At 42.5% G+C, this 25,611-nt stretch carries 28 protein-coding genes; all 28 read left to right on the forward strand.

The window, feature by feature from the left end; all coding sequences use genetic code 11:
- Position 1 precedes the first annotated feature (1 nt).
- The 28 genes from CWO92_RS16045 to CWO92_RS16185 all read left to right on the forward strand — a co-directional run bounded on the left by CWO92_RS16045 (position 2) and on the right by CWO92_RS16185 (position 25,441).
- Complete coding sequence (locus tag CWO92_RS16045; protein ID WP_101355230.1) at positions 2-436, forward strand: DUF7768 domain-containing protein; 435 nt, start codon at positions 2-4, stop codon at positions 434-436.
- The gene (locus CWO92_RS16050; RefSeq protein WP_101355231.1) at positions 433-2,790 is read left to right on the forward strand and encodes a virulence-associated E family protein; all 2,358 of its coding nucleotides are present in this window, start codon (positions 433-435) and stop codon (positions 2,788-2,790) included. The genes CWO92_RS16045 and CWO92_RS16050 overlap by 4 nt, the downstream gene beginning before the upstream one ends.
- Before the next feature lie 224 nt (positions 2,791-3,014).
- Positions 3,015-3,296, forward strand: a complete 282-nt coding sequence (locus CWO92_RS16055; RefSeq protein WP_101355232.1) for a VRR-NUC domain-containing protein — start codon at positions 3,015-3,017, stop codon at positions 3,294-3,296.
- Positions 3,277-4,629, forward strand: a complete 1,353-nt coding sequence (locus CWO92_RS16060; RefSeq protein ID WP_101355233.1) for a DEAD/DEAH box helicase — start codon at positions 3,277-3,279, stop codon at positions 4,627-4,629. Before CWO92_RS16055 ends, CWO92_RS16060 begins: the two co-directional genes overlap by 20 nt.
- A complete protein-coding gene (locus CWO92_RS16065) occupies positions 4,626-4,850 on the forward strand; it encodes a hypothetical protein (RefSeq protein WP_046391911.1) in 225 nt (74 codons plus the stop codon). Before CWO92_RS16060 ends, CWO92_RS16065 begins: the two co-directional genes overlap by 4 nt.
- The gene (locus tag CWO92_RS16070) at positions 4,847-5,299 is read left to right on the forward strand and encodes a DUF1492 domain-containing protein (protein WP_101355234.1); all 453 of its coding nucleotides are present in this window, start codon (positions 4,847-4,849) and stop codon (positions 5,297-5,299) included. Before CWO92_RS16065 ends, CWO92_RS16070 begins: the two co-directional genes overlap by 4 nt.
- 118 nt (positions 5,300-5,417) lie before the next feature.
- Complete coding sequence (locus CWO92_RS26745) at positions 5,418-5,777, forward strand: HNH endonuclease (RefSeq protein WP_046391909.1); 360 nt, start codon at positions 5,418-5,420, stop codon at positions 5,775-5,777.
- A 118-nt stretch (positions 5,778-5,895) separates the two neighbouring features.
- A complete protein-coding gene (locus CWO92_RS16080) occupies positions 5,896-6,435 on the forward strand; it encodes a P27 family phage terminase small subunit (protein WP_101355235.1) in 540 nt (179 codons plus the stop codon).
- A 1-nt stretch (position 6,436) separates the two neighbouring features.
- Positions 6,437-7,600, forward strand: coding sequence for a methionine adenosyltransferase (gene metK, locus CWO92_RS16085; protein ID WP_101355236.1), 1,164 nt, complete (start codon positions 6,437-6,439; stop codon positions 7,598-7,600).
- Positions 7,590-8,825: a site-specific DNA-methyltransferase gene (locus CWO92_RS16090; protein WP_101355287.1), complete on the forward strand. Its 1,236-nt coding sequence runs from the start codon at positions 7,590-7,592 to the stop codon at positions 8,823-8,825. The genes metK and CWO92_RS16090 overlap by 11 nt, the downstream gene beginning before the upstream one ends.
- Positions 8,818-10,554, forward strand: coding sequence for a DNA cytosine methyltransferase (locus tag CWO92_RS16095; RefSeq protein ID WP_207767807.1), 1,737 nt, complete (start codon positions 8,818-8,820; stop codon positions 10,552-10,554). The genes CWO92_RS16090 and CWO92_RS16095 overlap by 8 nt, the downstream gene beginning before the upstream one ends.
- 94 nt (positions 10,555-10,648) lie before the next feature.
- Positions 10,649-11,341, forward strand: coding sequence for a virulence protein (locus CWO92_RS16100; RefSeq protein ID WP_101355237.1), 693 nt, complete (start codon positions 10,649-10,651; stop codon positions 11,339-11,341).
- On the forward strand, positions 11,325-11,555 hold the full coding sequence (locus tag CWO92_RS16105; RefSeq protein WP_101355238.1) for a DUF4314 domain-containing protein: 231 nt from the start codon (positions 11,325-11,327) through the stop codon (positions 11,553-11,555). Before CWO92_RS16100 ends, CWO92_RS16105 begins: the two co-directional genes overlap by 17 nt.
- Positions 11,545-11,724, forward strand: a complete 180-nt coding sequence (locus tag CWO92_RS16110; protein WP_101355239.1) for a DUF5049 domain-containing protein — start codon at positions 11,545-11,547, stop codon at positions 11,722-11,724. The genes CWO92_RS16105 and CWO92_RS16110 overlap by 11 nt, the downstream gene beginning before the upstream one ends.
- Positions 11,725-11,834: 110 nt before the next feature.
- Positions 11,835-13,436 (forward strand): terminase large subunit, encoded by a 1,602-nt coding sequence (locus tag CWO92_RS16115; RefSeq protein WP_235851622.1) that lies wholly within the window; start codon positions 11,835-11,837, stop codon positions 13,434-13,436.
- A 15-nt stretch (positions 13,437-13,451) separates the two neighbouring features.
- Positions 13,452-14,774: a phage portal protein gene (locus CWO92_RS16120; protein ID WP_101355240.1), complete on the forward strand. Its 1,323-nt coding sequence runs from the start codon at positions 13,452-13,454 to the stop codon at positions 14,772-14,774.
- On the forward strand, positions 14,710-15,441 hold the full coding sequence (locus CWO92_RS16125; RefSeq protein ID WP_207767808.1) for a head maturation protease, ClpP-related: 732 nt from the start codon (positions 14,710-14,712) through the stop codon (positions 15,439-15,441). Before CWO92_RS16120 ends, CWO92_RS16125 begins: the two co-directional genes overlap by 65 nt.
- A gap of 16 nt (positions 15,442-15,457) precedes the next feature.
- Entirely contained in the window at positions 15,458-16,654 is a 1,197-nt protein-coding gene (locus tag CWO92_RS16130) for a phage major capsid protein (RefSeq protein WP_101355241.1), read from the forward strand.
- A gap of 12 nt (positions 16,655-16,666) precedes the next feature.
- Positions 16,667-16,891: a Head fiber protein gene (locus CWO92_RS16135; protein WP_101355242.1), complete on the forward strand. Its 225-nt coding sequence runs from the start codon at positions 16,667-16,669 to the stop codon at positions 16,889-16,891.
- A gap of 22 nt (positions 16,892-16,913) precedes the next feature.
- On the forward strand, positions 16,914-17,222 hold the full coding sequence (locus CWO92_RS16140; RefSeq protein WP_046391896.1) for a head-tail connector protein: 309 nt from the start codon (positions 16,914-16,916) through the stop codon (positions 17,220-17,222).
- A 3-nt stretch (positions 17,223-17,225) separates the two neighbouring features.
- A complete protein-coding gene (locus CWO92_RS16145) occupies positions 17,226-17,567 on the forward strand; it encodes a head-tail adaptor protein (RefSeq protein ID WP_101355243.1) in 342 nt (113 codons plus the stop codon).
- On the forward strand, positions 17,554-17,985 hold the full coding sequence (locus CWO92_RS16150; RefSeq protein ID WP_077316360.1) for an HK97-gp10 family putative phage morphogenesis protein: 432 nt from the start codon (positions 17,554-17,556) through the stop codon (positions 17,983-17,985). The genes CWO92_RS16145 and CWO92_RS16150 overlap by 14 nt, the downstream gene beginning before the upstream one ends.
- On the forward strand, positions 17,982-18,326 hold the full coding sequence (locus CWO92_RS16155) for a hypothetical protein (RefSeq protein ID WP_077316358.1): 345 nt from the start codon (positions 17,982-17,984) through the stop codon (positions 18,324-18,326). The genes CWO92_RS16150 and CWO92_RS16155 overlap by 4 nt, the downstream gene beginning before the upstream one ends.
- A 2-nt stretch (positions 18,327-18,328) precedes the next feature.
- On the forward strand, positions 18,329-18,913 hold the full coding sequence (locus tag CWO92_RS16160) for a major tail protein (protein WP_046391892.1): 585 nt from the start codon (positions 18,329-18,331) through the stop codon (positions 18,911-18,913).
- A gap of 13 nt (positions 18,914-18,926) precedes the next feature.
- Entirely contained in the window at positions 18,927-19,310 is a 384-nt protein-coding gene (locus CWO92_RS16165; protein WP_101355244.1) for a hypothetical protein, read from the forward strand.
- 205 nt (positions 19,311-19,515) lie between these two features.
- Entirely contained in the window at positions 19,516-22,122 is a 2,607-nt protein-coding gene (locus tag CWO92_RS16175; protein WP_101355246.1) for a phage tail protein, read from the forward strand.
- Between the two features lie 12 nt (positions 22,123-22,134).
- Positions 22,135-22,911 (forward strand): distal tail protein Dit, encoded by a 777-nt coding sequence (locus CWO92_RS16180; RefSeq protein ID WP_101355247.1) that lies wholly within the window; start codon positions 22,135-22,137, stop codon positions 22,909-22,911.
- 4 nt (positions 22,912-22,915) lie between these two features.
- Positions 22,916-25,441: a phage tail spike protein gene (locus tag CWO92_RS16185; RefSeq protein WP_101355248.1), complete on the forward strand. Its 2,526-nt coding sequence runs from the start codon at positions 22,916-22,918 to the stop codon at positions 25,439-25,441.
- Positions 25,442-25,611 lie beyond the last annotated feature (170 nt).

The following is a 25,611-nucleotide window of genomic DNA, read 5'->3' on the forward strand; positions in this document are numbered from 1 at the left end:
TATGGAAATTAATATGAAAAATGCAGAAGGGTATTATGATCCAACTCCCCATGAAGCACTTAGCAAAATAACTCGTGAGGAAAAGGCAGCAGCAAAAGCTGCCTTTAAGCCCCTTGTCTATATTTGCTCTCCATTTAGTGGCGATATAGAAAACAACAATAAGCGCACACGAGCATTTTGTCGTTTTGCTTTAGACAAGGGCAATATTCCGCTTGCTCCTCACCTTCTATTTCCACAGTTTATGGATGACAGCAATGAGAAAGAACGTGAGCTCGCTATTTTTATGGATATTATCCTGATGGGCAAATGCCAAGAGGTCTGGGTGCTAGGTGATGTGATCTCAAGAGGCATGAGTATTGAAATTGAAAAAGCAAAGAAGCGCAGACAGCCGGTTAGATACTTTAATAAAGATTTTGAGGAGGTAGAGTCTCTATGAAGATAGCATACGGTAACAGCCGAATGGATAAGAAATGGAAAAACACAGACATCAGCTGGGAGGACTTTTGCTCCCGGGTTAAGAACACACAGCGTACCACTGAAACCGTAGAAGAATATCGAAAAATGAGAAAAGGTGGTCAAGATTCCATTAAAGATGTCGGAGGTTTTGTTGGGGGTCACTTAAAAGATGGCAGACGTAAAAAAGGAAATGTTCTATCTCGTTCTATGCTCACCCTTGATATGGATTATGGCATAAGTACTATCTGGGAAGAAATCTCTACCTTCTTCCCTTATCAGTGTTGTATTTATTCTACTCATAAGCATACTCCAGAAAATCCAAGACTAAGGCTGATCATTCCTCTCTTCCGTGATGTGGGAGAGGAAGAGTATGCAGCTGTTAGTCGCATGGTCGCAAAAGAAATCGGCATCGACCTTTTTGATGATACGACCTATGAACCGGAACGTTTAATGTATTGGCCGTCTACCTCTAGAAACGGTGTCTTTGTGTATGAAGAAAAAAACGGTTCTCTCCTAGACCCTGATGAATTTCTAAATAAATACGATGATTGGCGTGATACCAGTACATGGCCCGTATCCTCTAGGCAGTCAGAAGTTATTGATCGCTCATTAAAGGAACAAGCCGATCCACTTTCTAAAGAAGGTGTCATCGGTACTTTTTGTCGCACCTACTCAGTAAGCAGTGCAATCGATATGTTCTTAAAGGATATATACGAGCCTTCAGCAATGACTGGTCGCTATGATTATATCCCAGCTGACTCCAGTGCCGGAGTCATACTCTATGATGATAAGTTTGCCTATTCCCACCACGCAACGGATCCTGCAAGTGGGAGACTTCTTAATGCTTTTGACCTCGTTCGCATCCATCGATTTGGTCATTTAGATGATCGAGCGACAGAAAGCACTCCACCAAGTAAACTCCCATCCTTTATCAACATGTGCGAATTTGCCATACAAGATGATGAAGTGAAAGCACAGTTTACGAAAGAGCGGATGGATCAGGCAACAATCGATTTTGCGGAAGATAACTGGCAGACAGCACTTGAACTGGATAAGCAAGGAAAGATTAAGGATACCTTGGATAATATCGTTCTCATCATCCGCAACGATTCAGAACTAGAATCCATTGCCTTTAATAAGCACCGTGATGGAATCGATGCAAGAGACGGATTACCTTGGGAACAGATGAAAGGCGGCTGGAATGATTCAGATAATGCTGCCCTTAAAGTTTATCTATCAAATAAATACGGCATCTACTCCCCAACTAAGACAAAGGACGCAATATTAGCAGTCGCAGCAGAGCGTTCCTATCATCCTATAAAAGAATACCTGGATCATTTACCAGAGTGGGACGGAATCGACCGTGTCGAAACCTTGCTGATTGATTACTTCAATGCAACAGATAATTCCTATACCAGAGCCGTTACCAGAAAAATGATGGTGGCAGCAGTCGCTAGAATTGTTCATCCTGGTACGAAATTCGATAGTGTCTTAATTCTAAATGGACCACAAGGCATCGGTAAGTCTACCTTCTTTGCAAAGCTTGCAGGCGATTGGTTTTCCGATAGTTTAACCCTCACCGATATGAAAGATAAAGCAGGTCCTGAGAAACTTCAAGGGTACTGGATTTTAGAACTGGGTGAACTAGCTGGCATGCGAAAAACCGATGTGGAAGTTGTGAAATCCTTTATCTCAAGGTCGGATGATAAATACCGTGCCAGTTATGGTGTGAATGTTGAAAGCCACCCTCGTCAATGTATCATTGTCGGCTCTACCAATGCAGAAAGTGGATTTTTGCGAGACATCACGGGTAACCGAAGATTCTGGCCAGTGCGTATTAGTGGTAATGGTAAAAGAAAAGCATGGCAAATGTCCGTATACGATGTAGAGCAGATTTGGGCAGAAACTTTGGTGCTTTATGCCAAAGGTGAAAAGCTCTATTTAGAGGGCAGTGATGTAGAGTTGGCAACGAATGAGCAGGCAGATGCCATGGAGAGTGATGAGCGAGAAGGGCTTGTTCGCACTTACCTTGAAACGCTTTTACCCGATGATTGGAATGCCCTGTCCTTATACGAACGAAGAAATTACCTTAACGGTAGTGAATTTGGTGGGGAATCCCGTATCGGTACGGTAGAACGTACGCTTGTTTGTAATATGGAAATTTGGTGTGAATGCTTTGGAAGGGATGCCTCCGCCATGAAACCTGCGGACTCCTATGCCATTGCAGGTATTATGAAAAAGATTAATGGGTGGAACAAGTACCAAGGGAACAAGAACGGAACAAGTCATTTTCCCATTTACGGTAGACAACGTTGTTACGAGAAGAATGAGTAAGGTCGTTCCTTGTTCTTTAGTTGTTCCCTGTGCTTGTTCTCTTAAAAACCCAGTCATTACCGATGTTTTGGCTTTGACGGAATGAGAGGAACAAGAGTTTTACTACTTAGTAATAAATTAATAAATAGTAGTGGTAAGGCATCTTGAGTGTGTGTATGCGCGCGTATAGGGAAAAACGTTAAAAGTTGTGCTTGTTGTTCCTAATCAATTTATGGAGGTCATTTATGCAAGAAAAATATATAGAACAAAAACTGGTAGCGACAGTAAAAAGCATGGGAGGTATTGCCCCGAAATTTGTGAGTCCTGGAATAGATGGAATGCCTGATCGCATTGTACTACTTCCCATGGGAAGAATCGCCTTTGTCGAATGTAAGGCGACAGGAAAAAAGATGCGACCTTTACAAAATAAAAGAAAGAAGCAATTAGAGGCATTAGGCTTTCTAGTTTATTGCCTTGATGATGTAGAACAGATTGGAGGGATACTTAGTGAAATACAAGCCACATGAATACCAACGCTATGCCACTGAATTTATTTTATCCCATCCCATATCTGCTGTATTTCTTGAGATGGGTTTAGGTAAAAGTGTGATTACCTTATCCGCCATCTTTGATTTGTGTTTAGATAGCTTTCTCGTTTGCAAGGTTTTAGTCATTGCGCCTTTAAGAGTCGCAAGGGACACATGGCCAGCAGAAATCAATAAGTGGGATCATCTAAAAGGACTCTCTTACTCGGTGGCAGTCGGAACAGAAAAAGAAAGAATCGATGCCCTCAAGAAACAATCAACACTATACATCATCAACCGTGAGAACGTGGATTGGTTGGTTCATAAAAGTGGTATTCCTTTTCATTTTGATATGGTGGTCATTGATGAGCTGTCATCATTTAAGTCTTATGGAGCAAAGCGGTTTAAGAGTCTACTTAAAGTAAGACCCTCTGTAAAAAGAATAGTCGGCCTTACCGGAACTCCCTCCAGTAATGGATTGATGGATTTATGGGCTGAATTTCGAATTCTTGATTTGGGTCAAAGGCTTGGACGCTACATTAGTCATTACCGAAATACCTACTTTACACCGGATAAGAGAAACGCACAGATTATATTTTCTTATAAACCACTGCCAGGTGCAGAAGAGGAAATCTACAAACAAATATCGGACATCACCATTTCTATGAAATCTACCGATTATCTCAAGATGCCTGAATATGTCAGTAATGAAGTGTTTGTCACTTTAAGTGAAAAAGAATGGAAAGTCTATTCAGATTTTAAGGAAGACATGGTGGCTAACTTAGGTGATGAAGAAATTGATGCTGTTAATGCGGCAGTCCTTTCTGGAAAACTGCTACAGATGGCAAATGGTGCAGTATACGATAGCGAAAATAAAGCTCATGTGATTCATGACAAAAAGCTAGATGCCTTGGAAGATTTAATCGAAGGAGCAAATGGGAAACCGGTCCTTGTTGCTTATTGGTATAAGCATGATTTAGAGCGAATTAGAGATAGATTTCCAGTCAGACAAATTCAGTCATCAAAGGATATTGAGGATTGGAATGATGGCAAGATACCCATTGCTGTTATTCATCCAGCCAGTGCTGGGCATGGTCTTAATCTTCAAAGTGGCGGTTCAACGCTTATCTGGTTTGGTCTGACCTGGTCACTAGAGCTGTATCAACAAACTAATGCAAGACTTTATAGGCAGGGTCAAAAGGATACAGTTATTGTTCACCACATCATCACCAAAAACACCATCGATGAAGACGTACTGCTTGCACTCACAAAAAAGGAGAAAACTCAAGATGCCTTGATTGATGCGGTAAAGGCGAATTTAGAGGTGATGCGATGACAGAACCTTATCAAAACTTAGCCAATGCCATCATTTTAATGGCTGTTAAGGATTATCGGACAGCCTTAAAGAAACTAAAAAAGCGTCCAAAGTATGGACCGGCACAAGATTTGAAAAACGAGGTGGAGAGGTTCTTCCGCTCTGATTGGTATAGAGAACTTACCTCTGTTGATGGGAACGTCCTAATCAAAAAGCTACAAGCGGAGGTGAGCGAGAAATGAAAGCAAAAGAATATTTACATCAAGCCTACAGGCTAGATAAACGAATCCAATCCAACATTGAGGAAATGGAAAGGCTAAGGGAGCTATCGACCAGTGTTTCCTCCCCTATTTGGGGTGAGAGAATACAAACCCAGCGGCATACCGATGCTTTGTTTGTCAGGTATCTGGAGCGAATTGAAGAACTACAAATCAAGATTAATGATGAGGTAAATCATCTTGTAGCACTTAAAGCAGAGATTCGAGATGTGATTAATAAAGTAACGGATATCGATGAACGCATGGTGTTACGTTACCGCTACGTTCATAACTTTACCTGGGAGCAAATCGGTGATGAGCTGAATGCTGATAAGAGTACCATTCGCAGATGGCATGGCAATGCCTTAAATCACGTTGTCGTACCTGAAAATCCAATTGTTATTCAAATGTTGAACAGCAATGAGCACTTTTGAGCAGAGATAAGCACCTCATCTTCATGTTACATTATAATCAGCAAGATAGAATACTTACCAAGCCTTGTGGGTCATGCCCTGCAGGGCTTTTTCTATGCCCAGAAAGCGAGGTGATATGATGCCAAGAAAACCAAAACGACCATGCAGTACACCAGGCTGTCCCAACTTAACCGATGGCCAGTACTGTGAAGACCATCGAGTAGAAGAGCGTAGGCGCTATGACAAGTACCAACGGTCAAGTGATGTTAATAAAAAGTATGGCAGAGCCTGGAAAAGAATCCGTGACAGATATGTACGAGAACATCCCCTGTGTGAGATGTGTAAGGAGGACGGACGACTAACTCCTACCGATGAAGTGCATCACATCCTCCCTGTTTCTCAAGGTGGTACACACGATAAAAGTAATTTGATGTCCTTATGTAAATCCTGTCACAACAAGATTCATTTAGAACTCGGTGATCGACAGATTCGTAGCTGAGCCAAGGGGGAGGTCAAATCTCCAGACCTTTTATGGCGGACAACGGCCTGGGGCTTGGCGTGTAAAAATCAGAAATCAAAGGGGGTATTAAAGACTTTTAGGAAAGTGGGGTGAAAACATGGCGAAAGACGGTACAGCAAGAGGCGGTCAGCGTGTTGGTGCAGGAAGAAAATCAAAGGCTCTAACCGACAAAATTGCTGATGGCAGATTAAATGGTGCCATGATCCTGCCAGAGCCAACGGAAATAGAAGGTGCAGATGTTCCTCCTGTAAAAAATTATTTAAAGGCTACTCAGAAAAATGGCAAAGACCTCTGTGCAGAAGATATTTATATCGAAACTTACAAGTGGCTGAAAGATCGTGGCTGCGAAATGTTAGTAAACAACCAGCTAATCGAGCAGTATGCCATGAGTGTTTCTCGTTGGATTCAGTGTGAAGAGTGCATTTCAGAATATGGCTTTCTTGCCAAGCATCCAACCACTTCCGCTGCCATCGCATCACCTTATGTTGCGATGAGTCGTGAATACATGAAACAGGTCAACCAGTGTTGGTATCAGATTTACCAGATTGTGAAGGAAAACTGCTCTGTGGAGTTCGGTGGAAGAAGTCCACAAGACGATTTGATGGAGCGGTTATTATCTGCTCGGAAAGGAAAATAAAATGAAAAAATATAGAACGTGTGAAAGTGTATGCAAAGGTCATCCCGATAAATTATGTGACCTTATTTCAGATAGCATCTTAGATGCGTGTTTAAGAAAAGATAAATCCTCTCGTGTTGCTTGCGAGGTGATGGCTACCAAAGGACACATCATTGTTGCCGGTGAGATTACCTGCTCAAAGAGAATTGATATCAGAGGTGTTGTTCGCCGTGTTCTGACGGATGTGGGCTACAATCCTAGAAAGTTTTTAGTCTTTGTCTATGTCCATCAGCAAAGTAAAGATATCGCAGGTGGTGTAGATAAGGCTTTGGAATCTCGTGAGGGTGATACGTCATGGTATTCCATGTTAGGAGCGGGTGACCAAGGCACCGTTTATGGCTATGCCACCAATGAAACCAGTGAGAAACTACCTCTCCCCTTAGTCTTATCCCATGCCATTTGCGAAAAGCTAGATAAGGTGATGAAGAATGGCGTGATTAAAGATATTGGCCCAGATGGTAAGGCTCAAGTGACGGTGGAATATGAAGGTGACAAACCAAAACGAATTAAGACCATCGTTGTCTCCGTTCAACACAGTGCAGATAAAGATTTAGATGTTTTAAGAAATGAAGTCATTGCTCAGGTGCTGTGGCCAGTCTTTGAAAAATATCCATTTGACGATGAGACTGAGATCCTCATCAATCCAAGTGGACGATTTGTCGAAGGCGGACCAGCTGCAGATACCGGACTGACGGGAAGAAAAATCATGGTTGATACCTATGGTGGACTCGCCGCTCATGGTGGCGGTGCATTTTCAGGAAAAGACCCGACAAAAGTTGACCGCAGTGGTGCCTACATGGCGAGGGCAATTGCAAAGAATATTGTTCGATGTGGTTTTGCTAAGCGATGTCAGGTTGCGATTTCCTATGCCATTGGAAAAGCAGATCCGGTTGCTCTTGAGATTGATACCTTTGGAACAGGCACGGTGGAAGAAAGTATCCTTTGTCGTGCAGTGCTAGATGTATTCAATCTAAGACCTGCAGCCATTATCGAAAAGCTAAAACTGACGGATGTTATTTATGCAGATACAGCTACTTACGGTCATTTCAGATATGGCTTAAGCACGTGGGAGTTTCTAGATTGCTATACAGAACTAAGGGAGGCGGTAAACAAATATGTTGATTGAAAAGAAGAACACAAAAGACCTCATCCCTGCAACATACAATCCTCGTAAAGATTTAAAACCCGGTGATGCAGAATACGATAAATTAAAACGCTCCATTGAACAATTTGGTTATGTAGAGCCGGTTATCTGGAATAAGATGACCGGACATGTTGTTGGTGGGCATCAAAGACTAAAGGTTCTCATGGATATGGGCATCACAGAAGTTGAGTGTGTCATCATTGAAATGGATGAAGAGAAAGAGAAAGCACTCAACATCGCACTCAATAAAATCAGCGGTGATTGGGACAAGGATAAACTGGCCCTTTTAATTTCAGATTTACAAGGTGTAGATTTTGATGTTTCCCTAACTGGATTTGACCCTAAAGAACTGGATGACTTATTCAAGGACACATTGAAAGACGGTATCCACGATGATGACTTTGATGTGGAGACAGAACTAAAAAAGCCTGCCATCAGCAAGCTTGGTGACATATGGACGCTTGGCAGACACAGGCTTATCTGTGGTGATTCTACCAAGAAAGAAACCTATGATGTGCTGATGAATAAAAAGAAGGCAAACTTGTGCGTAACAGATCCTCCCTACAATGTGAATTATGAAGGTGCTGCAGGGAAAATCAAAAATGACCATATGGCAAATGATGCCTTCTACCAGTTCCTCTTAGATGCCTTTATCAATATCGAAGAAGTTCTGGCAGACGATGCCTCCATCTATGTATTCCATGCCGACACCGAAGGGTTTAATTTTAGAAAAGCCTTCTCAGATGCCGGTTTTTATTTGTCTGGCTGTTGTATCTGGAAAAAGGACTCTCTTGTACTGGGGCGTTCTCCTTATCAATGGCAGCACGAACCTGTGCTGTTTGGCTGGAAGAAGAAGGGCAAGCATCAGTGGTATACGGGCAGGAAAGAAACCACCATCTGGGAATTTGATAAGCCGAAGAGAAATGGAGACCATCCTACGATGAAACCCATTCCTCTGCTCGCCTATCCGATTTTGAACTCCTCGATGACTAACACCATTGTGCTAGATCCTTTTGGCGGCAGTGGTAGTACCTTAATTGCTTGTGAACAATCAGAGCGCATTTGCTACACGGCAGAATTAGATGAGAAGTTTTGCGATGTCATTATCAAACGCTACATTGAACAGGTCGGTTCCTCTACCGAAGTCAGCGTTCAAAGGGATGGACTAAGTTACAACTATGATGAACTGGAGGTTGCTGATGGTTAAACTAACCCTTGGCAGTCTTTTTGATGGTTCAGGTGGTTTTCCTTTAGGCGGTTTAATTTCTGGTATTACCCCAGTATGGGCATCGGAGATTGAACCGTTTCCTATTAGGGTCACAACGAAAAGGCTGCCTTTTATAAAACATTACGGCGATATTTCAACCATGGATGGCAGTAAGATAGAACCGGTAGATATTATTACTTTTGGCTCACCTTGTCAGGATTTATCCATAGCAGGTAAGCGTGATGGCTTGGATGGTAAACGTTCAAGTCTTTTTTATGAGGCCATCCGAATTGTAAAAGAAATGAGGTGTGCTACAGATGGCAAAAAACCAAGATATATTGTCTGGGAAAACGTCCCTGGAGCCTTCTCATCAAATAAAGGAGAAGATTTCAGATGTGTCCTTGAAGGCATCTGCCACATCAAGGATGAAACCTTATCAGTTCCTAAGATTGATAAGTGGAAACAAGCAGGAACTATTGTGGGAGATCATTTCTCCCTTGCCTGGCGAGTGCTTGACGCTCAATACTGGGGAGTTCCCCAACGAAGAAAACGCATCTTCCTTGTCGCAGATTTTGCAGGTGGGGGTGTCGGAGAAATACTATTTAAGTCAGAAGGCTTGTCTGGGTATTCTAAAAAGAGCATCCGCTCGTGGCAAGGAACTGCCAGCAACTTTGCAGACAGCATTGGAGCGACAGGCACAATCTGCTTAAATGACCAAGGCGGAGAACGCATGGATGTGACAACAGATATCACTTGCACTTTGAGGGCGAAATCAAATCATCCGCCTTGTATCATTGACTCTGCAGTTTTTGATAATCATGGAAAGGATACACGTTTTACTGGGCCAATCGATGTTGCACCAACGATTTCTGCGACCTATGGAACAGGAGGCAACAATCAACCATTTGTTGTGGAGAATTCTAAGACTTATGATGTGCGATTTACCTCGGAAGGAACTGTAAATGCCCGTTCTAATGTTTACGAGAGTGATACGGCAAGAACGATTGATACGTCGGGTAATGCACCGGACAGCAATCAAGGTGGTATTGCAGTGGTGGAATCTTATGGCTTACAAGGTTCTATAATAGGACGGGCAGATAAGAATGGACCTCAAGGTGATGGTGTGAATGAGGAGCTTAGTTTCACTTTAAATACCGTAGATAAACACGCTGTGGTATATGCCATTGATAGAGAGTCATTTAACTGCGGTCAAAACTATGCTAGAAACCTAGGAATTACTGAAGACGGAATTAATTCCACACTAAAGGCACAAGGCCCTAGTGCTGTTGCAACTCCTACCTATTCATCCAGTAAGGCATCATTTTTTACAGATGCCAAAGAGGAACTTGCCAATACGCTGGTTGCTACCGACTACAAAGATCCGCCACTTATCAATGATAATGACGGGATAGATTATACGGTGAGAAGACTAACTCCAACTGAGTGTGCAAGACTGCAAGGTTTTCCAGATTGGTGGTGCAGTGATTTAGGCATAGAGAACCCAACGATGGATGACCTTCGGATTTGGTATGACATCTTTGAAACATTCCGTAAAGCGACAGGAGCTTATTCCAAATCTAAGACACTAAAGCAAATCACGAAGTGGCTTAAAAACCCTCATTCAGATTCTGCAGAATATAAGATGTGGGGTAATGGAGTAGCCTTGCCCAATGTATGTTTTGTCCTATCGGGCATTGTTTGGTTTACACAATTAGAAGTGAAATCTTAAGTCTCATTTCTACACCTAAAAAGCGAGAAATAGCTTGCTATAGTAGTGGTTTAGAGTGATATATGTACATACCAAAACAAAGGAGGTTTTGTACATGGTCATTAAATATAACGTAACAGGAGCAGACCGAAAAAGGCTAGTTACAACACTGAGCAAGATTACAGGTGTGAAAGCAAAGTATCTAGGAATGCCTAGCATGGCTTATGAGGTGGGGGATTTTATCATCGACAAGAATGGAACACTTGAACTGACTGGCAAGGCAGAAAGCGAAAAAATCGAAAGTGTGGCCGAGTGTTTAGCAAGCGAGGGCTTTACCCCAGATGAAGAAACTAAGGCCACAGCGAGCGCACAAACGGCGGACAGAGGAACATTTGGTCTTTGTATCTCCATGCCAAGAAGTAGCTTTACTGAAACGGCACTAGATAACGTAAAGGCAATCATTCAGGTAAAAGGCGAACTGATTCGTCACGCTTTGCAGCTAGATGATTTACCGATTGAGATTACAGAAGACCAAGTCTCATTTCCTTGGTTTGAAGAGATGCCTTCACCAGAAGAGGTACAAGCGTATACCCACTTTATTTCAGCACTTTGTGAGATGGCAAGGAATCAAAAACGCATCACGGTAAAAGAAAAGGAAACTCCGAATGAGAAATATGCATTCCGATGCTTTTTACTGCGCCTTGGCTTTATCGGAAAAGAACATAAGGAAGAACGGAAAATACTGCTTAGAAACCTAACAGGTTCATCGGCATTTAAAGGAGGAGGTAAAAATGAGGATAATCAGTAAAGAAAAACTACATCATCTTCGTGAAAAGTACCCTGTAGGATGCCGTGTAGAACTATTAAGGATGGATGATATTCAAGCACCAGTGATTGGAACAAAAGGAACAGTAATAGGAGTTGATGATATCGGCTCAATCATGGTGTCTTGGGACACAGGGTCTAGTTTATCCGTTGTTTTTGGAGAAGACCTTTGCAGGAGGATTGACGATGACAGATAAGATAAAAGAGCAGATTATTGCCATTCGAGATACAGGCCTTACCAATATGTTTGATGTGAACGCAGTCCAAAGAATCGCAGATGAGATGGAATTTTATGAGCTGGTCATTTTTCTTGAAGAAGAAAAAGCCAAGTATGTGAAGTTCATTTTAAACGGTGATGAAGATTAAATCATAAACAAATTCAATAGTATAGGGATTTGAGCGTGCAGACGCTCTTTCTCTCGTCATACAGCTTAAGGCTGTATTTTTTATGCTCATTTTGAAGGGAGGTGACCGCAATTAGAAAGCTCAAGAAATATAAACCGACACCTTTTATGGCAAAGGACTCTATCTACGATAAAGATGCTGCAGATTATGCGGTCAACTTTATTGAGTGTTTAAGTCATACCAAGGGGAAATGGTCTGGAAAACCATTTGAACTGATTGATTGGCAAGAACAAATTATCAGAGATCTCTTTGGAACACTGAAACCAGATGGCTATCGGCAGTTTAATACAGCCTATATTGAGATTCCTAAGAAAATGGGGAAATCTGAATTAGCGGCAGCTGTCGCATTACTGCTTACTTGTGGTGATGGCGAAGAAAGAGCCGAGGTTTATGGATGCGCTGCAGACAGGCAACAGGCGTCCATCGTATTTGAAGTGGCTGCTGATATGGTACGTATGAGCCCGGCTCTAAGTAAACGAGTTAAAATCTTATCGGCAACAAAGCGGATCATTTTCCAACCGACTAATAGTTTTTATCAAGTGCTTTCAGCAGAGGCTTATTCAAAGCATGGTTTTAATATTCATGGTGTTGTTTTTGATGAGCTGCATACGCAGCCCAATAGAAAACTCTTTGATGTCATGACCAAAGGTTCTGGTGATGCCAGAACACAGCCCCTATATTTTCTGATCACCACGGCAGGATCTGATACAAAATCAATCTGCTATGAAACCCATCAGAAAGCCAAAGATCTCATGGAGAAAAGAAAGATTGACCCTACTTTTTATCCGGTTATTTATGGAGCAGATGAGTCAGATGATTGGACCTGTCCAAAGGTGTGGAAAAAAGCGAATCCAAGCCTTGGCATAACGGTAGGGATTGATAAGGTAAAAGCCGCCTGTGAATCAGCCAAGCAAAACCCTGCAGAAGAGAATGCCTTTAGACAGCTAAGGCTTAATCAGTGGGTCAAACAAGCGGTTCGCTGGATGCCAATGGACAGGTGGGATAAATGTGCCTTTGCCGTAAATGAAGAGGATTTACTTGGAAGGGTATGCTATGGCGGACTAGACCTTTCTAGCTCCATTGATATTACTGCCTTTGTATTGGTGTTTCCTCCCCTAGATGAGGATGATAAATACATCATTCTTCCCTACTTTTGGCTGCCAGAAGAAACTCTAAGTGCCAGGGTCAACCGTGACCATGTTCCCTATGATGTCTGGGAAAAGCAAGGACAGCTTAAAACAACGGAAGGCAATGTGGTCCATTACGGTTTTATTGAGAAGTTCATCGAAGAACTTGGCGAAAAGTACAATATTCGTGAGATTGCCTTTGACCGTTGGGGAGCCGTACAAATGGTTCAAAACCTAGAAGGCATGGGTTTTACTGTTGTCCCCTTTGGTCAAGGATTTAAGGATATGAGTCCACCGACTAAGGAACTGATGAAACTAACGCTAGAAGAAAAGGTTGCTCATGGTGGGCATCCTGTACTTCGTTGGATGATGGATAACATTTTTGTTCGAACAGACCCGGCAGGCAACATCAAGCCAGACAAGGAAAAATCATCAGAAAAGATTGATGGTGCAGTGGCAACGATTATGGCTCTTGATCGAGCGATTCGTTGTGGCAATGATACGAGTGCTTCGGTTTATGACAACCGAGGCATTCTCTTTATATGAGGGAGGTGATTGGTTTTGGGATTTTTATCATCCATTTTTAAGGCGAGAGATAAGCCTACTGATAGAGCTGTGAGTTCCAACTATACCTTTTTAATGGGATCAACCACAGCAGGTAAAACAGTGACCGAGCGGTCGGCACTTCAAATGACGGCCGTATACTCTTGTGTTCGAATATTAGCTGAAGCAGTAGCAGGGCTTCCTCTGCATCTTTATTGTTATACAGAAGATGGTGGCAAGGAAAAAGCAATTGATCATTCCTTGTATCGACTTTTGCATGATGAACCAAATCCTGAGATGAGTTCTTTTGTGTTTAGAGAAACACTGATGACTCATCTTTTATTATGGGGGAATTGTTATGCGCAGATTATTCGTAATGGAAAAGGTGAAGTTGTCGCTCTCTACCCCTTGATGCCAAATCGGATGTCAGTTCATCGAGATGAGAGTGGGCAGCTCTATTACTTATATACCAGAGGTGCAGATGATGTGAACAGTACGAAGGGTATGACAGTAAAACTTAGTACCTCCGATGTACTTCATATTCCCGGACTCGGGTTTGATGGACTGGTTGGCTACTCCCCGATTGCGATGGCTAAAAATGCGATTGGTCTAGCCATTGCAACAGAGGAATATGGAGCCAAGTTCTTTGCTAACGGTGCTGCTCCAAGTGGTGTGCTTGAACATCCAGGAACGATTAAAGAACCTGGGAAAGTCAGAGAGGCTTGGCAGTCACAATTTGGTGGCAGTGCCAATTCCAATAAAATAGCCGTGCTTGAAGAAGGAATGAAATATACACCGATTTCCATTTCACCAGAACAAGCACAATTCCTTGAAACAAGGAAGTTTCAAATCAATGAAATTGCTCGGATTTTTAGAGTCCCTCCTCACATGGTAGGCGACCTTGAGAAGTCGAGCTTTTCTAATATTGAGCAACAATCCCTTGAGTTTGTGAAATACACCTTAGACCCGTGGGTAGTGCGTTGGGAGCAAACCCTAGCCCGCACCCTTTTTACACCGGAAGAAAAGAAAAAATACTTCTTTAGATTCAATGTAGAAGGTCTGCTTAGAGGGGATTATGTTAGTCGCATGAGCGGGTATGCCACAGCAAGGCAGAACGGTTGGATGAGTGCCAATGATATTCGAGAACTTGAAAACCTAGACCGTATCCCAGCAGAGGACGGTGGTGACATGTACCTTGTCAACGGTAATATGCTCCCTCTTACAAAGGCAGGTGCATTCGCAAATACAAACGAGGATGGAAAGGAGGAAGACTTGGATGAAGAACAAGATGTTTTGGCGATGGAAGAACCAAGCAAGCGAACAAGAAGAACGAGTTCTTGAGCTTTATGGAACAATCGCTGAAGAAAGCTGGTTTGATGATGATGTGACCCCACAGATGTTTAGAAATGAACTCTTTAGCGAAAAAGGACCCATCACCTTATGGATTAACTCACCGGGTGGAGATTGCATTGCCGCAAGTCAGATTTATACCATGTTGATGGATTACCCAGATGAGGTAACTGTCAAGATTGATGGGATTGCAGCATCAGCCGCTTCTGTCATTGCCATGGCAGGAACAAAGGTATTGATGGCTCCGACAGCACTCATGATGATTCATAACCCGGCAACCATCACGATGGGCGATCATGAAGACATGAAACGAGCGATTGAGATGTTAGATGAGGTGAAAGAAAGCATTATTAATGCCTATGAGATTAAGACTGGAGTATCTCGCATCAAACTATCTCATCTGATGGATGCTGAAACCTGGATGAATGCCAACAAAGCCATAGAACTTGGCTTTGCAGACGATGTGCTAAAGGATGAGAAACAATCCGAACCCACTTTTTCTGCCTATGCGTTTTCTAGAAAAGCAGTGGCTACGAATCTGCTAAATAAAATTGCAGAAAAGACAATACCAATCAAGGCAGAGGAAACTCTAAAACCACAAGGGCGCTCAATTGATGAACTCAAGGAGCGTCTTTTAATTATCAAAAAATATATGTAAATGGAGGAATTTTACTATGACGATTACAGAAATGCGTAATAAACGCAAAAAGCTTATTGAAACGATGGATGGGTTCTTGGACACTCATAAAACCAAGAATGGCACATTGTCCGCAGAAGATGATCAAACCTACAAAACCATGGAAGATGAAATTTCTGAACTTACCAATGAAATCCATCGCATGGAAAGACGTGAAGCAATCGAGGCTGAACTTGAAAAACCTGTCAGCAAGCCAATCATTGAAAATCCGATGAATGGTCGACTGGATAACAGTGAAATTAAAACTGGCCGAGCAGCTGATTCTTATAAGACTGCCATGCTTTCAGCCCTTCGCTCAAACTTCCGTAATGTATCCAATGTCCTACAAGAAGGGGTAGACGCAGATGGTGGCTATCTCGTACCCGAAGAATACGACAGCAGATTGATTGATGGTCTGGAAGAAGAGAATATCATTCGTAAGCTGGGTCACAGAATTACCACATCAGGTGAGCGAAAAATCAATATTGCAGCTACAAAACCTGCAGCTGCATGGATTGATGAGGGCGAGGCACTGACCTTTAGTGATGCAACCTTCTCTCAAATTAATCTGGATGCTCACAAACTTCACGTAGCTGTAAAGGTGACCGAGGAACTGCTCTATGACAATGCCTTCCAACTGGAGAACTACATCATTGAGGAGTTTTATAAGGCTCTGGCCAATGCGGAAGAAGATGCCTTTATCAATGGTGATGGCACAGGAAAACCTCTAGGCATTCTTGCTGCTAGTGGTGGTGCTGAAGTAGGAGTGACTGCTGCCTCTGCCACAGCAATTACGGCCGATGAAGTGATTAATTTAGTGTATTCACTGAAACGTCCATACCGTAAGAATGCAGTCTTTATTTTAAATGACCAGACCATTGCGGCACTTAGAAAACTCAAGGATGGAAACGGAGCGTATATGTGGCAAGCAGCTCTTGTTGCGGGTGAACCAGATAAACTACTAGGCTATCCTGTTTATACATCTGCTTATATGCCTACCATTGAGGCAGGTGCTAAGACCATTATCTTTGGCGATTTGTCTTATTACAACATCGGTGATCGTGGTTCTCGCTCATTTGCGGAGCTTCGTGAGTTGTTTGCTGGTAATGGCATGGTCGGTTTTGTAGCTAAAGAACGTGTGGATGGCAAGTTAGTACTACCTGAAGCAATCAAGGTTCTTCAGCAGAAAGCCTAACGGAGGTGCGATATGGATTACAACACAAAAAACTACACCGAACAAGGCGGAGATAAAACCGTCATCGCAGGAACGTTAGAGATTAAGGAGGGAGCAACCGTAACAGGTCTCCCTTCTTCTTTTACTCCTGCAGAAAACCAAGCACCTAGTGTGGCAGAAGATATTACGAGTTTAGTTGCTGATTTTAATGCCTTGCTTCTAAAGCTTCAAACAGCAGGACTCATGGAAGCTGATTAAAAAGAGAAAGGATGGTGGCGGTATGACACTGATTCAAAAGGTAAAAGCAAACTTGATTTTAGAGCATGACGCTGATGACGAACTATTAGAGATGTTCATCACCGCTGCTGTCAGTTATGCCGAAAGTTATCAGCATGTACCAGAAAATTTCTATAGCGACAATCCTATGCCGCCTACTACTGAGCAGGCTGTTATTATGCTCTCTTCTCATTTCTATGAAAGTAGAGATGGCAGCACGGGTGGCTTTTTTGCAGATAATGTGCAAGCCGGTCAGCAGGTGTGGAATACGGTCAATCTTCTTTTGCGACTTGATCGGGATTGGAAGGTGTAAGAGATGAGTTTTGGAAAAATGAATAAATTTGCTGATATTAAAGCAATTACAACAACGAAAGATAGTGAGGGATTTGCGACAACATCAGAAACCGTGATTGCTTCGATTCGAGTCTACCGGGAAGGGCGTCATGGTAGTGAGCGCTGGGCTAACCTCGCTGCTTTTTCTGAAGCTACGGATCTCTTTAGATTTCGTGCCATTCCTGGAGTGCTGGTAACCACAGAGCATTTTATCGAGTGTGAAAGAGAATTATTTGATATTACATCGGTGGAAAACGTAAAAGGTCGAGGGATGTATACAGAAGTATTGGCTAAGAAGGTGGTGAGTAGCGTTGGCAAAAGTTGATATTAAAATGCCCGATGAATTTCTACTTAAGGTTTCAAAGCTTGGCTCTGACTTTGACCCTGTTGCAGAAAAGGTGCTAAAAGCAGGTGGTGAAGTCGTTTTCAAACGAACGAAGAGCAATCTTTCTGCTGTAATCGGTAAAGGTACAAAGCATGAATCACGCTCAACGGGTGAACTTGAAAAAGCACTCGGTGTTACATCAGTACGATTAGATAGGAACGGAAACCACAATATAAAAATTGGATTTTCTGAACCAAGGCCTGATGGTGAGAGTAACGCAAAAATAGCAAACATCCTTGAGTATGGCAAACACGGTCAACCTGCAAAGCCTTTTTTGAAACCCGCTAGGAGTGCTTCCAAATCAGAGTGTATTTCAGTTATGAAAAGCACTTTTGAAGAGGAGGTCAAAAAGCTATGAGTATTTTAGAGGACTTACAAGTAGTTTTAGAAACACTAGACGTTCCGATTGAAACAGGAGTGTTTTCAGATGTGGCTCCTGGTAAGTACATGGTGATTGTTCCGATGAGCGATAGCTTTGACCTTCATTCGGATAATCTACCATGCATGGATGTTCAAGAGGCACGGATTTCAATTTATAGCAAAGGCAGTTATACAGCGTTAAAAAATCAAGTGGTGCAGTTATTGTTGGATTCCAGTTTCACCATAACCGCACGGAGCTACATCGGCTTTGAAGATGATACGGGCTATTACCACTACAACGTGGATGTAGCCAAACATTACGAAATAGGAGGTAATTAAAAATGGCAACAATTGGTCTGGATAAACTTTATTATGCGACCATCACAGATGATGAAAATGGCGAAGAAATCTATGGCACACCCACTCAGCTGGCAAAAGCAATCTCAGCAGAGTTATCTGTTGAACTGGCAGAGGCAACTCTCTATGCAGATGATGGTGCGGCAGAAATCGTTAAAGAATTTAAAAATGGCACTATCTCTCTTGGAGTGGATGATATTGGCTCGACTACTGCAGCCGCCTTAACCGGAGTCACGGTTGATAAGAACAACGTTGTGGTTTCTAACAGTGAAGATGGCGGGGATCCTGTGGCTGTTGGTTTTAGAGCAAAGAAATCCAATGGCAAGTATAAATACTATTGGCTCTATCGAGTGAAATTCGGTATTCCTGCGACAAACCTAGCAACAAAAGGTGACAGTATTACATTCTCAACACCAACAATTGAAGGTACGGTTCTCCGAAGAAACAAGCCGGATACAAGCGGTAAACATCCCTGGAAAGCGGAAGTGACCGAAGGCGATAAGGATGTACCGGCATCGGTTATCAGCAGTTGGTATACAGAAGTCTATGAACCGGATTACACAGTATAAGGAGGGATAATTCATGGATAACGAACGAACAGCAAGCATTCGTATTGGTGGCGATGAATATGTGCTACTACTTACTACAAAGGCAACAAAGGAAATCGCAGGACGATATGGTGGTCTTGAAAACCTAGGCGATAAGCTAATGAAGTCTGAGAATGTTGAGATGGCACTTTCAGAGATTGTGTGGTTGATTACCTTACTGGCCAATCAAAGTACCCTTGTCTACAACATCAAGCATAAGGATGCACCGAAGGAATTACTGACCGAAGATGAGGTGGAAATTCTCACAAGCCCGATTGATTTGGCAGAGTACAAAGAGGCAATTATGAATGCTCTTTACAAGGGTGCAAAAAGAAATGTATTCAGCGAGGAAAGCCCAAAAAACGCAGTAGCCCCGTAAGTGACGAAGAGTTATTTACGAGGCTTTTATATTACGGCATCAGCGTATTACATCTGACCATGGATGAATTTTGGCTGATGCCGTTTGGTTTGCTACTAGACTTGTGGGAGTGTCACAAACAGTATCAGGGTCTGGCAAAACCAAAAAGAGAGATGTTTATCGATGACATTATCCCTGATGGAATCTGACAAAGGAGGTGGAAAGCATGGCAGATAATTTCGGCTTGAAAATCGGTCTTGAAGGCGAGAAAGAATTTAAGAAAGCATTAACCGATATCAATCGTTCCTTTAAAGTACTTGGCTCTGAAATGAAACTGGTAGCTTCAGAATTTGATAAAAACGATAAGTCTGTCCAGGCTCTTTCCGCCAGAAATTCAGTCCTCAACAAAGAGATTGAAACCCAAAAAAGCAAAATTAATACCTTGAGGTCGGCTCTAGAAAATGCAGCTACCTCCTTTGGAGAAACCGATAGAAGAACACAAAACTGGCAGATTCAATTGAACAATGCTGAGGCGGCACTCAACAATATGGAGCGAGAGTTAAGTAGCAATAATGCTGCTCTTGAAGAAGCAAACTCCAATTATGATGATGCTGAAGATGCTCTCGATGACATGAACCGTGAAATGAACGATGTCACCGACAGTGCAGATGATATGGGAAAAGAGATTGATGAGGCAGCTGACTCTGCTGAAAAATCCGAATCTAAGTTTAAAGGCTTAGGTACAACTCTAAAATCTATCGGCATTGCGATGGGAGCAGTTGCTGTTGCAGCAGGTGCGGCGGCTGTCAAACTTGGTAAAGAAGTCATTTCCGCTTATGCCGATTACGAACAATTAGTCGGTGGTGTAGATACTCTCTTTAAAGAGAATTCTCAGCAGTTACAAGACTATGCATCGAATGCCTATAAGACGGCGGGTCTTTCTGCCAATGACTACATGGAAACCGTCACTTCCTTTTCTGCAAGCCTTATTTCTTCTCTTGGAGGAGATACAGAAAAAGCCGTTAAATATGCGGATATGGCGATTACCGATATGTCTGACAATGCCAATAAAATGGGTACAGACATGGAATCCATTCAAAATGCCTATCAGGGTTTTGCTAAGCAAAATTACACCATGCTAGATAACCTTAAACTAGGCTATGGTGGTACAAAAAGTGAAATGGAGCGACTCCTTGCCGATGCCGAGGCTATCTCTGGCATTGAGTACGATGTTTCTTCTTATGCCGATGTAGTTTCTGCCATCCATGTCATTCAAGAAAGCATGGGTATTGCTGGTACGACTGCTCTTGAGGCAGAAGAAACTATTTCTGGATCGTTGAACGCATTCCAATCTGCATTCCAAAATCTTTTAGTTGGTTTTGGAAATGCCGATGCGGATATGGAACAACTCAGTAATAACATGGTGGATGCTTTTCAGTCGGTGGTAAAAAACATTACCCCAGTGATTGAAAATATCGTAAAGGCCCTGCCCATAGCAATTGAAGCATTATTGGATGCGATTTCGGATTTGTTACCGACATTGCTTGTTACGGTGACCGATTTGTTTACTCAGGTACTAAACGCACTGATGAACCTACTACCTACCTTAATACCGGTAGCAGTTGATTCCATTCTCACGATTGTGAATGCGTTGATTGAAAACTTACCACTGCTAGTGGATGCGGCCGTTCAGTTAATTGCAGCTTTAGTGGATGGTCTTGGGCAGGCTCTCCCAGAACTTATTCCTGCGGCAGTTAATGCAATTACTACGATTGTGCAAGGTTTGGTGGATAATTTACCCATGCTTCTTGATGCAGCACTGCAGTTAATACTTGGTTTGGCTCAGGGGCTACTCGAGGCGATCCCGCAACTAATTGAGGCTCTCCCTACGATTATCTTGGCAATTGTTGATTTTATTATAAGCGCAATTCCTCAGATTATAGATGCAGGTATTCAGCTATTAACATCGCTGGTTACAGCCTTGCCTGAAATTATTACGGCTATTGTAGAGGCGATTCCACAGATAATTGATGGAATATTAAATGGGATTTTAAGTTCGATCCCACAACTCATACAAGCGGGTGTCGACTTACTTGTTGCACTGATTCAAAATCTACCGACCATTATTACCACCATTGTGGTGGCAATCCCTCAAATCATTTCAAGTATTGTAAATGCCTTAATTGGAAACATCGACAAGATCATTATGGCAGGGGTTCAGCTATTTGTAGCACTCATTCAGAATTTACCAACCATTGTGGTAGAGATCGTAAAAGCAGTGCCCCAGATTATTGGTGGCATCGTCAGAGCATTTACAAACTCCATGGGTTCCATCGTGACGGTGGGTGGCAACATTGTAAAAGGACTATGGCAGGGTATTCAATCTCTTGCTTCTTGGTTATGGAATAAAGTCAGTGGTTGGATTAGTGGCATTTGGACTGGCATCAAGGATTTCTTCGGTATCAAATCACCATCGAAACAGATGGGGTGGGTTGGTGAAATGCTTGTGAAAGGTCTTGCAGGTTCTATCCAAGATAACGGTGATGAGGCTGTAAAAGCAGCTGAAATGATGAGCGAGGACATCAACGATGTGATGACTAGTCTTGCCAGTGATATGAGTACATCCTTGCCTACAGACTTTTCAGTGGATACTTCTGTAGGCGGCGTGATTTCAAACGCAGCGACCTCTTCCCTAGGCGGTGTCAGTGGTTCGCTGGTTACTGTACAGCAGATGATTGTACGAAGTGAAGATGATATCAGAAGGGTATCTCAGGAACTTTATAACTTAATTCAGACAGGCTCTCGTGCTCAGGGTCGGTTTTCTACAACATAAGGAGGTGTGCCGATGGGTTTTTCATATGACGATATTTCTTCAAAAAGCATGGGACTAAAAGCCAGGCTCACTTCCTGGCAGGTCTGTGGAGGAATGCGAAATTTCACCACCACCGTACCTGGAAAGTATGGGGTGACAGACTTTGGAGCTGATTTTGATTACCGAGAAATCAATGTAGCTTGCAATATCTATCCCAAGCATAGCTTTTCTGCTCTGGTGAGTACGCTTGATGAACTTTCAACATGGCTTGATCCCATGCAAGGGTTAAAAGAACTTGTTTTTGATGATGTACCAGACAGGTATTTTATGGCAAGGCTGAATGAAAAAGTTGACTGTGAACGACTCATTCGTTTTGCAGGAAGTTTCAACTTGAAGTTTTTCTGTCCTGACCCTTTTGCTTATGCCATTATGGATGAAAATTATTTAATAGAAAGCGAAGGCGACCACACGGTTACAAGACTGACCGGCAATGTTGATTCCAATCCTATGTATCGCTTGAAGGGAATCATCACATCGGGTGTGAACAATTCTATTTCTGTTACAACCAATGGCTTGGAAATGAAAATAGTGAATGCTGTACTTTTGGCAGAAGAAACCCTTGTCATTGATACAGATAAGATGACGGCTTATGTGGAAGACGAAAACGGGATAATCTTAAGAAACGCTTTGCCTTACCTAGAGGATATAGATTTTCCAAGTCTTCATGTGGGCACGAATACCCTAGCAATAACAACGAATAATGCTGTGTTTACAGCACTTGAAATAAAGGCTCGCAGTAGATGGAGGTGATCCAGTGGCACTAAAAACAATATTAAATAAACAGACAGATTTTACGGGAGAGTTCCCAGTCGAATATGCAAAATATGGACTGTGGCGATTTAATGATATATCGGTAGATGAAAACGGCTATCTTGCAGACTCTTCTGGATTAGACAGAAAAATAGAGCTTGTCAATTATCTAGGAACAACTGCAAGCCTTCAAAGTGGCCAAAAAGGGAGACAAATCCGAATCAACATCAACAATCCCGCTACAGAAAAAACCTACCTAAAAGTGGCCAATGATGGTACTTTCTTTTCGGAGATGGGAGAACGAATCCTTGTTGGCGGTTGGATGATACCGACTACTTATTCTGTGGGAAATACCTATTGCCCCATATTGAATACGCGCTATGGTCCTGGTCAGCCAATCTTTTACCTGTCGCTCTTTGCAGGCAGACCTAGAATCATGCTTTATAACGCTAGTGGTTCTCTCATACTCGATCAAACAACCACACCGCCTTTTTCACTTATCAATGGTGGTGTGTATTTTATTTGCATGGTCATAGAGCCAAACAATAAAAATGCATGGATTGTACTAGGAGATAGGACAAGTGGTGCAAGCTGGGTGTCACCGACTTACTCCTTTACAGGTACTTTAAATCCTACTTGTACAGCCGACATCATTATGGGTATGCATGCAGATGCCTATTGGTATGCAGGACGATTTGATGACTGGTTTTTTGATATGGATTCCAGTCTTACAACGGATGATTTGATTGATTATTTCAATGGGTCTCTTTTGACTAACGGGGGTGATATGGGCGGTGCTGTTGATGCTCTTAGCGTACCGGGAGTGGTGAGCTTAAGGGAAACAGAAGGTGTCTATCCAACGGAAGGAACACTATATACGGCTCCGGCAACGTGCAATCTATCTGGCACAGGTCGGGTCTCCGTTACCAGTGAATATATTTCTGGGGTAACTGCAGTTGGGCCGATAGAAACCTCAACAAGCGATGACCTAGTTCATTGGAGTGATTGGGTAGCCATCGCACTTGATGGAAAACTGGTATCTCCAAATAAGGCATACATTCGTTTTAAGGTCACACTTACTACCACAGATACGAGTAAGACCCCTCGAATTATTGATATCAGGCTATATGACATTCCAAAGTCACCTTATGAGAGGATTGGTTTTTCAAGACCGGTCGTACTGGATTCAAATGGGGCTTGGGAGGCTGTGTTAGAAAATGCTTATAACATTGTGGTAACCAGTGAAATCAATGGCGAGGATACGCTCTCATTTATGATCCCCTACCGTGATCCCAAGCGGGGATTTATTGATAGCGAAAAGAAAATTCAGATTGTTGATGACATCTATAAAGTAAGGACTTTAACAGATACAAAAGACAGCGAAGGAAATCTAGCGACTGAAGTGTATGCTGAGGCAGAGTTTTATGACCTGACTTTTTCAGTGCGAAAAGAAGAGCATAAATTTGATGCAGAAACTGCTGAAGTCTCTATGGCTTATGCCTTAGAAGGAACGGAATGGAGCGTAGGCACAGTTAATGTACGAACCAAAAGAACCTGGACGAGTACAGAAAAGAATGCACTTTCCATCCTTCGCACGGTTGCTGACTTACACGGTGGAGACCTTGTCTTTGATTGCCCGAATAGACTGGTCCATCTCTTAACGGTCTATGGTACGGATAGTGGTGCATTGTTCGCCTATAAGAAAAATATGAAGAGCATTAAAAGAGTCGTTGATACCAGAAGTCTTGTAACAAGGCTCTATGCCATTGGCAGCGATGGTCTTACCTTTGCAGACATCAATGGAGGAAAGGCGTATGTGGAGGATTATACTTATTCGTCAGATATTCGGATATCAACATTAGATTGCTCCTCTTTTACCAATCCCTATCAGATGAAAGAATATACGGAAATGAGGCTTGCTCAGTACTCAAAACCAAATATATCTTATGTTTTAAATGCAATGGATTTATCGGTCTTAACGGGTTATGAGCATGAGGCATGGTCGCTTGGTGATTATGTTCATGTAGAAGATAAAGATTTAGGCTTGTCAGTTACCACTCGTGTCATCAGAAGAGAATACAACTTGCAGGAGCCTTGGAACACGGTACTGGAATTATCCACAACACTTAAAAATCTAGGCAGTTCTGCAAGCCAGTGGGATAACGTGGCAGATTCTCTTGAAGGCACCAGTATGGTTACAAACAATGATATCCGGGAAATGGTTCCTTTTAATCTGCTGCGAAATTCTCGTGCTGATGATGGAATGGCTTACTGGGTTAATTCAGGCTTTGAAGTAGATGGTGATAACGGTGTAAGTGGGTCGACATCCTTTAAGGCAATGGGTGTATCCAATATGACAAAGAGTATGACTCAGACCATCTATCCGGCTAATCGCTCTAGCTACACGCTCTCGGCACAAATCGCATCTGAAAACCTTGAAAAGCTGAGTAGCAATTCACAGGTTGGCATTGAAGTGGTTATTGAATATGAAGATGGAACGACAGAAGCAAGGTTTATTGATTTGTATTAAGGAGGTGGATTGGTGGCTTATTTTTCAAGAACATCAGAAAAGATACTCCCAGAAAGCTACTCTTCTAAAGTAAAATCCATTACCATCCGTGTCTGTGTCACAAATTGCACAGGCACTTTTTATATTACGGATCTCTTTTTACAAGCAGGGTCAGTGGTCACGGGATGGGT

Source organism: Heyndrickxia camelliae (genome assembly GCF_002844575.1).
In the GTDB taxonomy this organism is placed as follows: domain Bacteria; phylum Bacillota; class Bacilli; order Bacillales; family Bacillaceae_C; genus Margalitia; species Margalitia camelliae.